Source organism: Pseudomonas sp. St290 (assembly GCF_018325805.1).
GTDB classification, from domain to species: domain Bacteria; phylum Pseudomonadota; class Gammaproteobacteria; order Pseudomonadales; family Pseudomonadaceae; genus Aquipseudomonas; species Aquipseudomonas bijieensis.
This window is the reverse complement of record NZ_AP014703.1, coordinates 3,928,030-3,940,495: the sequence shown is the minus strand read 5'-3', so window position 1 is coordinate 3,940,495 and position 12,466 is coordinate 3,928,030. Positions and strand designations below refer to the sequence as shown.

At 58.3% G+C, this 12,466-nt stretch carries 12 protein-coding genes; 7 read left to right on the top strand and 5 right to left on the bottom strand.

Annotated elements, in window-relative coordinates:
• Window positions 1–15: 15 nt before the first annotated feature.
• The 7 genes from PBDP_RS17225 to PBDP_RS17195 all read left to right on the top strand — a co-directional run bounded on the left by PBDP_RS17225 (window position 16) and on the right by PBDP_RS17195 (window position 7,478).
• Complete coding sequence (locus PBDP_RS17225) at window positions 16–321, top strand: FliM/FliN family flagellar motor C-terminal domain-containing protein (RefSeq protein WP_212801019.1); 306 nt, start codon at window positions 16–18, stop codon at window positions 319–321.
• The gene (locus tag PBDP_RS17220) at window positions 318–662 is read left to right on the top strand and encodes a hypothetical protein (RefSeq protein ID WP_249411795.1); all 345 of its coding nucleotides are present in this window, start codon (window positions 318–320) and stop codon (window positions 660–662) included. Before PBDP_RS17225 ends, PBDP_RS17220 begins: the two co-directional genes overlap by 4 nt.
• 10 nt (window positions 663–672) lie before the next feature.
• Window positions 673–1,395, top strand: coding sequence for a flagellar type III secretion system pore protein FliP (gene fliP / locus PBDP_RS17215; protein WP_249411794.1), 723 nt, complete (start codon window positions 673–675; stop codon window positions 1,393–1,395).
• Window positions 1,396–1,414: 19 nt separating this feature from the next.
• On the top strand, window positions 1,415–2,128 hold the full coding sequence (locus tag PBDP_RS17210; protein ID WP_249411793.1) for a sigma-70 family RNA polymerase sigma factor: 714 nt from the start codon (window positions 1,415–1,417) through the stop codon (window positions 2,126–2,128).
• A 204-nt stretch (window positions 2,129–2,332) separates the two neighbouring features.
• Window positions 2,333–4,435 (top strand): DUF6311 domain-containing protein, encoded by a 2,103-nt coding sequence (locus tag PBDP_RS17205; protein ID WP_212801016.1) that lies wholly within the window; start codon window positions 2,333–2,335, stop codon window positions 4,433–4,435.
• A gap of 178 nt (window positions 4,436–4,613) precedes the next feature.
• Window positions 4,614–5,720 carry a hypothetical protein gene (locus PBDP_RS17200; RefSeq protein WP_212801015.1) on the top strand — a complete coding sequence of 369 codons (1,107 nt, stop codon included), beginning with the start codon at window positions 4,614–4,616 and terminating at the stop codon, window positions 5,718–5,720.
• A gap of 231 nt (window positions 5,721–5,951) precedes the next feature.
• Entirely contained in the window at window positions 5,952–7,478 is a 1,527-nt protein-coding gene (locus PBDP_RS17195) for an FAD-dependent monooxygenase (RefSeq protein ID WP_212801014.1), read from the top strand.
• Window positions 7,479–7,529: 51 nt separating this feature from the next.
• On the opposite strand, the gene yghU is transcribed toward PBDP_RS17195, so the two are convergent.
• The 5 genes from yghU to PBDP_RS17170 all read right to left on the bottom strand — a co-directional run bounded on the left by yghU (window position 7,530) and on the right by PBDP_RS17170 (window position 12,400).
• A complete protein-coding gene (yghU, locus tag PBDP_RS17190; RefSeq protein ID WP_212801013.1) occupies window positions 7,530–8,369 on the bottom strand; it encodes a glutathione-dependent disulfide-bond oxidoreductase in 840 nt (279 codons plus the stop codon).
• Window positions 8,370–8,413: 44 nt separating this feature from the next.
• The gene (locus PBDP_RS17185; RefSeq protein WP_212801012.1) at window positions 8,414–9,148 is read right to left on the bottom strand and encodes a substrate-binding periplasmic protein; all 735 of its coding nucleotides are present in this window, start codon (window positions 9,146–9,148) and stop codon (window positions 8,414–8,416) included.
• Window positions 9,149–9,176: 28 nt separating this feature from the next.
• Window positions 9,177–10,520: a diguanylate cyclase gene (locus PBDP_RS17180; RefSeq protein ID WP_212802512.1), complete on the bottom strand. Its 1,344-nt coding sequence runs from the start codon at window positions 10,518–10,520 to the stop codon at window positions 9,177–9,179.
• 1 nt (window position 10,521) lies between these two features.
• Window positions 10,522–11,280: a substrate-binding periplasmic protein gene (locus tag PBDP_RS17175; RefSeq protein WP_212801011.1), complete on the bottom strand. Its 759-nt coding sequence runs from the start codon at window positions 11,278–11,280 to the stop codon at window positions 10,522–10,524.
• A 124-nt stretch (window positions 11,281–11,404) separates the two neighbouring features.
• Window positions 11,405–12,400 (bottom strand): aldo/keto reductase, encoded by a 996-nt coding sequence (locus tag PBDP_RS17170; protein WP_212801010.1) that lies wholly within the window; start codon window positions 12,398–12,400, stop codon window positions 11,405–11,407.
• Between the last annotated feature and the right edge of the window lie 66 nt (window positions 12,401–12,466).

The following is a 12,466-nucleotide window of genomic DNA, read 5'->3' as shown; positions in this document are numbered from 1 at the left end:
ATCAGGAGTGTTGGTGTGACGGCAACGGTAGATGCAATTGAGTTGGAAGAGGCCCAGGTGATGGTCAATGACGAGCAATCACCGCTGATCAAGCGGGACATGAATTTGATCAAGCATGTGGTCGTGGAGTTGGTGGTGGAGCTCGGTCACGCCTCCATGAGCGTGGATGAGTTGTTCGCGCTGAAGGCCGGTGACGTGGTCAAGCTGTTGGAACAGGTTCATGAACCTGCGTCGCTATGTCTGGACGGCAAACCAGTTGCCCGAGGCAATCTGGTGGCAGTCGATGACAATTTTGGCATTCAGTTGACGGAAATACTGTGACGTCTGAAACCGTAGCCCAACCCCTTGGATTAGCGCTGCGGCAGGATGATCCGCTGTCGTTCATGCTGATGATCAAAGTGATGCTGATCACGGCTGTTTTATTGGCGGTGGTCTACGGCGTGATGCGTTGGTATGCGCGACGTCATGCCAATACCGACAGCACCTTGGCTGGCCCGACCGAGTTGCAGTGTGTACGTGCCTTGCGCTTGTCAACCAAGACCAAGGTGTATCTGCTCAAGACAGAAACGTCGCAGGTCCTGGTCACTGAATCTTCGAACGGAGCGACCGTGACTATCTTGCCTGAACAACCCTCATCCTCTGCGCTGGATGCTCGCTCTTGAAGTATTCGATATGACTCGTCGCTTGCTGTTCCTGGTACTCAGTTGCGTTGCCCCCTTCGCGACAGCGGCGGACGACTTCTCCGAATGGGGAAGTTTGCACATCAATCAGATTCAATCGCCAGTCAGCGTTGTGGCCTTGCTGACGGCACTTTCGTTCCTGCCGTTTTTGGTCATTTCCCTGACCACGTTCACCCGCAACATCGTGGTGTTGTCACTGACCAGGCAGGCATTGGGGTTGCAACAGACGCCGCCGAATATCGTGTTGATCGTACTGTCGATGTTCTTGACTTTATTCGCCATGGCTCCAACCTTGGACAAGGCCTATGACGCAGGCATCAAGCCATTCCTGGCGAACAAGGTGGGGCTTGACGGTGCCGCGTTGCAAGGCTGGGTGCCGATCCGCGATTTCATGATCAGGCAGACCCATGAAGAGGATTTGCGGCTGATTTATGACTTGGCCAAGGATCCGCTGCCGCAAACGCCGGAAGGGCTGTCCCCGGTAAAGCTTGTACCGGCGTTCATGTTGAGCGAGCTGAAACTGGCTTTTCAGATCGGCTTTATGATCTTCCTGCCATTCTTGATCATCGACTTGGTGGTGGCGTCAATTCTGATGTCGTTAGGGATGATCATGGTGCCCCCCATCACGATTTCGTTGCCATTGAAGATCATGCTGTTTCTGTTGATCGACGGTTGGGGCCTGATTGCCCAGACGTTGATGCGCAATCTCGGCTAGGGCAAGGGTGAAGCCTTCCATGGTGACGGATGAGCCCGGCAATGAAGGCAATGACGAGCAAGCGTTGTGGCGCAACTGGCTGGACAGCAAAACAGAGGCGGCCAGGAGCCGGTTGTTCTTTTTTTATGGCCAATGGCTTCGGATGATTGTCGGGCTTTTGTATGCTCGCTACCCACATCCATTGGCTGAGTGGGGGGACTACGTGAACCTCGCTTCAATCGGCCTTTTGCAGGCCATTGACCGGTTTAATCCGGAATTGAATACGCGTTTCCAATCCTATGCCGAACCTTATGTGAAAGGTAACGTGCTTAAGGGGTTGTCCTGTTATGTCAGCGATCGACGTCGATATTATCGGGAACGGCTGGAGAGTATTTCCGGCATGCAGGAGGAGGGGCGAGCGGAGTCTGATCTGGAGCAGGTGGCGAACGTCGCTATCGGCTTGGCGTTCGGGTTGTTTCTGGAGTCTGGGATCGTTGACCCTGAGCCAAAGGACAATAATCCGCTAAGCCTCTACGAAGTGGAGCGTGAAAGCGACACACTGGAGGAGTGCGTGAAGCTTCTTTCGGCGAATGAACAGCGAGTCATCCAGGGGCACTATCACCAGCATTTAAGCTTCACCGAGATCAGCGAACTCATGGGTATCTCGAAATCACGCGTTTCACAGTTGCATGCCCAGGCGTTGAAAAATATTCGGATAAGCCATGCAAGATTAATGGCCGGGGATAGCTGGTAGCATCGGTGGGGCGAGGTGCTGACCCTCCGGTGAAAGGGCCGGCTGCGGCAGCTACCGTGGATCGGCGGATTGTTAAAAAACACTATAAAAAGAGTAAAACAATTGACTCATCAGCACAGTACGCAAACTAGGCGCACTTGGACGCCACGACCACTTGTAAACCGAAATTCGATCGCTGTGTTGTATCGCGCCGCAGGCGAGGCAATGAAGCCGCTTGGCCAGGGCAGGGTATTGAACCTGCTGCCTTTGCTGATTGGCGCATTGGCTTTTTTCATGATCATCGGGCCGCGTGCGTTGGACCCGCAAAATATCGCCTGGTTGGGAGATGGCGATCCGGCCACTCATTATTTGGGCTGGTTGTTCTTCAGACAATCGCCGTGGTCGTTTCCAATCGGTTTGAATCCATCCTACGGGCTTGAACTTAGCAACAGCATCGTTTTTTCGGACTCCAATCCGCTCCTGGCGTTTTTTTTTAAACCCTTCGCCCCGTTGCTCCCTGAACCTTTTCAGTATTTTGGTCTCTGGCTGCTGGCTTGTTTCATGCTGCAGGCATGGTTTGCCTGGAAACTGGTGGGATTGATTACGCCCAGTATTGCTATCCGAGCCCTCGGCGCGGCGCTGTTCCTCTTTGTGCCTCCCATGATCCTGCGCATGACCGTACACCTGTCTTTGGGCGGGCATTTTTTGGTCCTCGCGGCGTTGTACCTGAACCTGCACCCAGCCTTACGCAGAAGACGTATGGCCTGGGGGGCATTGTTGGCGGCGGCGGCGCTGATCCATGCCTACTTTCTGGCAATGATTGCACTGATCTGGCTGGCTGATATTGCCGCCAAATACTTTAAGCGCCGGCTGTCCCTTGGCTCCGCGGTCGTTGAGTTGGGGGTGTTGTTTTCCCTAGTCACCGCCTGTTGCTGGCAGGCCGGTTATTTCACCGTCGAGCGCGCAGGCGTTATTTCTGCCGGATTCGGTCTGTACCGGGCAAACGTCTTGACGCTGTTCAATCCCCAGAACTGGTCGTATGCGTTGAAAAATCTCCCGGGTGTACCGGGGGACAGTGACGGTTTCGCTTTCCTGGGGACGGGCCTGATTGTTTTATCGATTTGTGCCTTTTCAGGATGGTTGCGCGGTAACACAGGGCTAGGGTCCGCGCTGTATAAACGGCCGATGCTAGGGCTGGCGTTGATCGGCCTGACCATTTTCTCGTTCTCGAACCATGTCGCAATCGGTTCGTTCGAGCTTGGTTATTCCTTGCCCCCTCAAGTGATTTCTATCGCGAACATCTTTCGTGCCTCAGGGCGAATGTTCTGGCCGATTTACTACGTTGTGATCTTTGTCATTATTTTCCTGGTCGTTCGCGCCAATACGTCAAGAACGGCCGCGTGTCTTTTGGGGATGGCGCTCTTGATACAAATTTTCGACACTCACAGCGGCTGGTCGGACGTCAGAAAGAAATTCATGGTCAAGCCGGCATCCGAATGGGCGACGCCCTTTGTCGATCCATTTTGGAAGAGCGCTGCATCTCATTACCAGAAAGTTCGATGGATAGTGCCGCAGAATCTCTCCCCGCATTGGCTTTCTGTTTCAGCTTTTGCAGGCCTCCATCATTTGTCCACGGATGCCCCCTACCTTGGGCGGATGAGTATGACGCAATGGCGACAGGCTGACGAAAAAGCCACCCTGGCCTTAGCATTGGGAAAGTATGAACCGGACTCGCTGTACTTGATGGACAGCCGGGCTATGTTGCGAGCGTTGGGCACCGTCGATACTTCCGCTGATCTTTTCGCCAGGATAGACGGATTTACCGTGCTTGCGCCTGGTTGGAAGCAGTGCAGCGAATGCCCGCAGTTGACGAATGAACAGACGCCGACAGCCGCCCCACTTGAGCTTGGTCATACCGTGCGATTCGATCAACGTGACTCAGGTACAGCGTATCTGGCAATGGGGTGGCTTGACGCGGAGCAATGGGGCACCTGGTCCGAGGGAACCGATGCGCAAATAGTATTGCGAGCGACAACCCTCGTACATTCCATTCGCTTGGAGGCCTCCGCCTTTCTTGTGCCAGGGCATACGCAGCAGAAAGTCACCGTTCTTATCAATGGTCTACCGGCATCGGCCTACACGCTTGAGAAGTCAGAAGGCAACATCCTCGACATACCCGTTACGCCCTCGATGCAACAACGCATTGCGGATCAGGGTTTCTTGAGGATGCAATTGCAATTTGCGGACGCGATAAGTCCGCAGCAGCTCGGCTTGGGCGATGATGCTCGGGTACTCGCGCTTGGTTTGAAGACTATGACCGTCAACTAATCTCGGGTTGGTGATGCAGCACTGAACGATGGAAAAATCAGCCCTGCGTTGCCTGGACGGCATAGCGCCACCCGCTATGCTATCGACGATGGCGTCTTGCCATTTTTCACGCCCACCCCAACCAACCCCAGGCGCGAGACGAGAACCTGCCCGTCATCGCCCTTTGCAGAGACGACCCATGAATACATACAAAGCCGTGTCGGGAGTTGTGTGGGGTGTTTTGTTCGGTTGCATCGGCCAGGCCAATGCCTTTCAACTTTCGCCGGATGGCACCTTGGCTGAGCGGGATATGGCCAAGAAATACGGGGTTTCCTATAAGGCGACGGTGCCTTTCGCCAGCTTTGCGCTGCATAATTTTTCCGATCCGGCCCATGAGGCGTTGACGCAGAAGATCTATGGGTGCGACGGCGATTGGCAGGATTGCAGCAACCCTAACCTGGAGTATGCCGGAGCCTACATTATTGCCGGGGTTCGCTGGAACGATGACCCGGTGTTCATGCCAGGCACGGAAGATGCCAGAACCAAGGGCTGCAATGGGCGTTACTCGGTTGGCTTTATCTCGCAGACGCGCTGCTGGGTAAATCTGTTCGAGAAAGCCGAGGACAAAAGCGCTTCCGATCCGATGGCGTTCATGGGGTCGGGGAATTACATCTCTCGTTCGCATTTCGGCGACCTGCAGTTCTTGCATGCAATGGCTTCCCAGGAGGGCGCCACGCCAGAGCAAACCAAGCGTGAAATCATGATGTGGGCCGAGTTCGCCTGGGGTGTTGCCGACGGAACCTACCCCATCAATACCTATTTGAAAGACATCAAGATCGAAGGCTGGGAGCAGCATTTCAATAATGGGCAGACGGTGCAGGACCTTTTTGCGGTCGGGCGCCCATGGCTGCGGGCGAATGTGAACCAGGTGGCGTTTGGCAGCCTGCTTCATCTTGTCCAGGACAGTTTTGCCGGCGGGCATGCGCAGCGGCGCGAAGAGGTAATGGGTGACAAGTGCATGGGCGGGGCGGAGGCTGTGCTGGGGCGAATCGAGGAGTTCCATTCTTACGCAAGGCAGGACCATGCCAAGCACAAGGACGCTGATGCCAGTTCGGTTGCCAGGCTGATGCTGATGGCGCATGAGCCGGATGTCGTGGATGCCGGCAAGAAACTGAGGGGATTTATCGCGGACCGCAAGAAGTGGGCGGACGTCAGGCCGTATCTGGATGAGTGTGTTTTTGCCCTGGCCAATGAAACGACTCCGGCGTCGGCGGGTGATGGATACAGGCTGGAAGCCAACCGCTGAACTCTTGACGAAAAACTGTGGGGGGAAAACTGTGGGAGCGAGCCTGCTCGCGATCGCGGTGTGTCAGCCTGCGGTGATATTTAATGTGCTGGCGTCATCGCGAGCAAGCCCACTCCCACAGTAGTTACAACACCACGCAGCCAGCTTGCCCGCCCGCAGTGCGTTGACATTCAGCCTGCCTCGACCATTATTAAGTGCCTCCAGCGTCATCAGTCCTCCAGAGGCACGAGCATGGTACAAACCGACATTCTCATTGTGGGAGCCGGCCCTACTGGATTGGTCCTGGCGTTATGGCTCACCCGGCAGGGGGTGGCTGTCAGGATCATCGACAAGAGCCATGGGCCGGGGGAGACCTCGCGGGCCATGGCCGTCCAGGCCCGTACCCTTGAGTTGTATCGCCAACTCGGCATGGCCGGTGCGGTCATCGAAGCCGGGTACAAGACCCCGGCCATGAACATGTGGGCCCTGGGAAAACGCAAGGCGCGGATTCCGCTGGTGGATGCCGGCGGGGATGTGTCGCCTTATCCTTTTGTCCTCATATACCCCCAGGATCGTCATGAGCAGCTGTTGGTCGAGCGGCTTAAGTCCCTGGGCGTCGAAGTCGAGCGGCAGACCGAACTGCTGTCTTTCGAGGACCATGGCGATCGGGTTACCGCGCGCTTGAAGCAGGCGGATGGTCGCGAAGAGACGCTCACGGCCGCTTACCTGGCAGGCTGCGATGGCGCTCGCTCGCTCGTCCGGCATCAGGTGGGGAGTGGCTTCGAGGGCGGTACCTATAAGCAACTGTTCTACGTGGCGGATGTGTCTGCCAGCGGTTTCGAGCCTGCGGGCGAGGCCCATATCGCTTTTGATAAATCCGAATTCGTGTTGGTGTTTTTCTATGGCGAAACTGGCCAATATCGCCTGATCGGCACGGTTCGTGACGAACGTGCAGAACACCCGGAGACGCTTACGTTCGAGGACGTTGGTCACGACGCGATTAACGGCTTGAACATCAGGGTCGATCACGTCAATTGGTTCTCCACTTACCGGGTCCATCATCGTGTCACGGATCAGTTCCGCTGGGGCAGGGCGTTTTTGCTGGGAGACGCTGCCCACGTCCACAGTCCGGCCGGCGGCCAAGGCATGAATACCGGCATCCTCGATGCGATCAATCTGGCCTGGAAACTGGCGGCGGTCGTGAAGGGGCGGGCAACAGACTCGCTGCTCGACAGTTACCAGGCGGAACGCCAGGCGTTTGCGCAAAAGCTTGTGGAAACCACAGACCGGCTGTTCACCTTTGCCACCGCCCAAGGCAATTTTGCCGACTTCGTGCGCACGCGCATCGCACCGCTCTTCGCAAGCGTTGCCTACAAGAGCGAGAACGTGCGTGAGTACCTGTTCCGGATGGTGTCCCAGACCTCCTTGAATTATCACGAAAGCCCATTGAGTGCCGGCAAGGCGGGTGAAGTGCAGGGCGGTGACCGTTTGCCATGGGTACCGCTGGCGGGTGCCGACAACTACGAACCGCTCGCGACCATCGGCTGGCAGGTGCATGTCTACGGCGAGGCCCGGGCGGACCTGAAAGCCTGGAGCAGCCAGCACCAGATCCCCCTGCACACGTTCGCCTGGCAGCATGAGCATGACAAAGCCGGGTTGTGCCGGGACGCCGCCTATCTGCTACGCCCCGATACCTACGTCGCCCTGGCGGATCCGCAAGCGTCTACGGCAACGTTGAGCCAGTATTTCAGCGACCGGGGCCTGACACTGCCGGCTTGAACGCGCCAGGTAGGGCGCCGGACGCTGCCGATAGCCAACCTGTGACCGTCTTCAGCCCAGATCCCCAGCCTCATGCCGCTCCGGCACCTGGCTCGCCTCGTCACCCCACGTGCGGTTGACTCGCTGTCCGCGCAGGACGGCAGGGCGCTTGGCAATTTCTTCCGCCCAGCGCTGCACATGGGTGTATTCGTGAGCACTCAGGAATTCGGCTGCGCCGTAGACATTGTTGCGCACCAGTTGCCCATACCAGGGCCAGACCGCGATGTCGGCGATGGTGTAGTCGTCGCCTGCCAGGTAGTGGCTTTCGCCAAGGCGGCGATCCAGCACGTCGAGTTGGCGCTTGGCTTCCATGGTGAAGCGATTGATCGGGTATTCGAGCTTCTCCGGCGCATACGCGTAGAAATGCCCGAAGCCACCACCCAGGTACGGGGCGGCGCCCATCTGCCAGAACAGCCAGTTCAGTGTTTCGGTGCGACCTGCCGGATCGGTGGGCAGGAAGGCGCCGAATTTTTCCGCCAGGTAAAGCAGGATCGAACCGGACTCGAAGACGCGGATGGCCGGCTCTACGCTGCGGTCTACCAGGGCCGGGATCTTGGAGTTGGGGTTGATCTGGACAAAGCCGCTGGAGAATTGATCGCCCTCGTTGATGCGGACCAGCCAGGCGTCGTATTCCGCGCCCGCATGACCCAGCGCCAGCAGTTCCTCCAGCAGGATGGTCACCTTCACGCCATTGGGCGTGGCCAGGGAATAGAGCTGCAGTGGATGCTTGCCAATCGGCAAGGTCTTTTCGTGAGTCGGCCCGGCAACAGGGCGGTTGATGCTGGCGAACTGGCCGCCAGACGGGGCGTCGTTTTTCCAGACCTTGGGCGGAACGTAGGACGCATTGCTCATCGGGACATACCTCATCGGTTGCTTGTGGTGTGATCCCCCAGAGTCTACCGCTGTTCGTTCATGATCCGCGCCACTTCACCGGAAGCCTTGAGCTGGTCGAAGGCGCGTTGGGCCTTGGCGACGACTTCATCCGGTGTGCTCAGGCTGAAGGCCAGGTGGACCCTGTGGGGTTGTTCGTCGAGGGTATAGACCTCTTCCAGCGAAGTGAAATCCACCTGGGCGTCTTTGCTCATCAGGCGTGCGGTGTTCTCTGGCATCGGCAGCAACTGGATCTGGCGATTCAACAGTTTTTGAAAGTTGTCGTGGTTGTTGGCCGAGATGACCAGCCGGGTGAACCCACGCTGTTGCAGATAAATCTGCTTGGCGTCATTGCGCACCACGCCGATGCTGTACTGCTTGGCCTCCTCGAGGTTGTTGACGGTAATGCCTTCGCTGTCCCGCATCTTGTAGAGCCGGCTCGCTACTCGATGTATTTCACCGACCCATTTGAACAGTTGCTCGCGAGCCGGGGTGCGGTCCAGCGGGAAAATCAGCACGTTAGGCTCGTGCAGCGCCTTTTCATAGGCGCGGGCCCACGGGTAGAGCGACAGGCTGTAGTCGGTGAGCTGCGCGTTTTTCAGCGTTTCTTCGGCGATGCGAATGCCCGGCCCGACGACCTTGTCGTCACGCTGATAGGCGTACAGCGAGTCTTCGGTGACGACTTCGATTGCCTCGGCGTGGCTTTGCAGGCTGATGGAGGCAAGTAGCAAGCATGAGCAGAGTGTCAGGCGAATATGCATATGCAGACCTCATGGCGCGCGATTGTTGTTACAGGGCAACGCAGTCGCGCCCCTGGTGTTTGGCCCGGTACAGCGCCTGGTCGGCGCGTTGCAGCAATTGGTCAAAATGATCCATTGTCTCCGGGTCGAGCTCGGCGACGCCGATGCTCACGGTGACAAAAGGCGATACCTTGGAGCCGCTGTGGGGCAGCTCACGCTCGGCCAGGCTCGTACGCAAGCGTTGGGCGGCTTCGCAGGCCTGGACGCCGTCGATATTGGGCAGGACCACGACGAACTCTTCGCCGCCTACGCGTGCGGTCAGCTCGCCAGAGCGGCCGAACACACTGCGCAGGGTCTCGGCGATCTCTTTCAAGCACTGGTCGCCCTGCATGTGGCCGTAGGTGTCGTTGTAGATCTTGAAGAAATCGACATCGCACATGAGCACGGCCAGCGGGGTCTTATGGCGGATCGCCCGGCGAAACTCGATTTCCTTCAGTTCGTCGAAATAGCGACGGTTGGCCAGGCCCGTCAAGGCATCGTGACGTGACAACGTTTCGAGCGACTGGTTGGCCGCCTTCAATTCAGCGGTGCGTGCCTCGACCAGTTCGGCCATTTGATCGCGGCTGGTGGCAAGGGCCAGTTCGTCCGAACGCTGGCGCTCCAGATGGGCGTGGAGATTGTCCTGGAGTGCATTGACCTGGGATTCGAGCAGGCTCAGTTCGTCCTGGCGCAACACCGCCCGTTGCAGCTTGAGGTGATGCTTGAGGGTTTGCGGCGCAAGTTCGCCCAGGTGACGGGCGATGTGCACCACATGCACGGTTACCAGGCGGTTGAACATGGTCATGACCAACCCGGCCAGCAGCAAGGACTGGATGAGCTGGGTAATGACGATGCTGCGTGCTTCGCCCCAGAGGCGCTCCCACAGCAGGTTATTGTCGCCTTCGATGGTCAGCTCGCCGACTTTTTCCTGGGCCCCGGCGTAGGGCTGCGCGATGAGTTGGCGATGCAGCACCGGTACCACGCCCGATTGAGCGACGGTGTATCGATTGAGCTCGATGATTTCGGGCGCTTGGCCGGGGCGCAGGATGTTCAACACCACGCGACCCACGGGCGCTGCCGTGGCGACGCTGGTGATTTGCTGGTCGAGGGATTCACGGTCCAGCTCCCAAATGGCGTGGGCCAGGGTGTTCTGGAACACTTGGTCGATCAGGGCCAGTTCCGAATTCATTTCCGCGAGGTTGTTTTCCCAGGCCAGCCAGGTTCGCCAGGTGACCATCGCCAGGGTAAAGAGCAGGCAGAACAGCAGCGTTGCCAACACCAGGCGCCGCCCCAGGGAGCTGAACGCCTTGGCCTGTGGTTGTAAGGAGGACACCGTACGGAAATCGCCCCCCATGTCATAACCATTTGCGCAGGATGGCATCGTAGACGCCGTTGCGGCGGATGGTTTCAAGGCCAACACGGAACTTCTCCACTGTTTCGGTCGGCGTCTTGCGGCTGAACGCCATGTTCAAGCCATCTGTACTGCTCAGCTCGGGCAGCGGCAGCGAGCGGATCAGCACTTTGTCCGGGTCTTCGCCATTCTGGCGTGTCAGGTACAGCGCGTTGAGCTCATTGGAGATCCACAGCTCCACGTGATCGACCTTGAGCTTGCGGTAGTTGTGTTCGTACTTGGTGCTCGACTGTAATTCTTCGCCGATGCGAAAGCCCTTCGACACCAGGTATTGCTCGCCCACGTCCTGATTGACCGTGGCGATCTGGTGACCATGGGCATCGGCCAGCGAAGCGAGTTTTACCGGCCGGTCCGCCAGTGAGTAGATGTACCACTGCGTCGGGCCAATGGTGCCGACCCACTGGAAAAGCGATTCACGTGCCGGTGTACGGACGATCGAGTAGATCAGTACGTTGCTTTCATTGAGCGCCAGTTCATACGCCCGGGCCCAAGGCATGGCCTGGATAGGCGCGTCCAGGCCGACCTCCTTGAGCACGGCCTGGACCACCTCGGTGCTCATGCCGGTCACTCGCCCGTTCTGCGTCATGTTGTAGGGCGGCAGTTCCTCGGTGACGATGCGCAGCGGCGCCTCTGCCGCGCAAGCGCCAGCAGCGAGGAACATCAGGACGCCCCACATCAGCAGGCGATTAAGCGGCAAACCCATTGATCATTACCCTATGCAACTTGCAGAACCCGGCGAGGCCTGGGAGCTATCGCTGATAGGGTTATCGGCTGGGCGGGCGCCTGCTTGAATCGTGCCTGTCGAAAGCGACAGCCCAGCCGCGGGATCAACCGTTCAACAACGTCATCGTTTGCGCCTGGTATCGGTCGCCCGCCACCGCACCTTCGCCTGCGAAAATCCCATCCAGTTGGGCCAGTTCGTCAGCGCTCAACACCACCGAAGCCGCCGCCACATTGCTTTCCAGATACTTGCGCTGCTTGGTGCCCGGGATCGGGATGACATGCTCGCCCTGGGCCAATACCCAGCCCAGGGCCAGTTGCGAGGCGCTGATGCCCTTGTCCGAGGCCAAGGCCTTGACCCGCTCTACCAGCACCAGGTTGCGATTGAAGTTGTCGGCCTGGAAGCGTGGGCTGAAGCGACGATAGTCATCGGCGGCGAAGTCCTCGGGTGATTTCAGCTCGCCGGTCAGGAAGCCCCGGCCCAGGGGGCTGTAGGCGACGAACGCAATGCCCAGGCGTTGGCAGGTAGCGAGCACGCCGTTTTGTTCGGGGTCGCGGGACCACAGCGAGTATTCGCTTTGTACCGCTGCCAGTGGATGCACGGCGTGGGCCCGCTGGATGGTCTCGGCGCTGGCTTCCGAGATCCCGATGTCGCGGACCTTGCCAGCCTTGACCAGCTCGGCCATGGCGCCGATGGTTTCTTCGACGGGCACTTCAGGGTCAATGCGGTGCTGGTAGTAGAGGTCCAGGTAATCGGTGTCGAGGCGCTTGAGGCTGCCGTCGACAGATTGCCGGACGTATTCGGGGCGGCCATTGACACCTCGGGCGTGGGGGTCGCTGCTGCGCATCAGGCCGAATTTGCTCGCCAGGTACAGGCCTTCACGTTTGCCACGCAGGGCGCGTCCGAGCAGTTCTTCGTTGGTGTACGGCCCGTACATGTCGGCGGTGTCGAACAGCGTCACGCCCAATTCCACGGCGCGGTGCAGCGTGGCAATCGCTTCCCGCTCGTCCACGCCCGTGGTGTAGAAATCCGACATGCCCATGCAGCCCAGGCCGATGGAGGAAACGTAGGGGCCACGATGGCCGAGTTGGCGGGTCTTCATGATGATTACTCCTGGAAATGAACGACCTGTGCAGTCTCCATCAAGGGGTTTCCTGGATAAATCCAC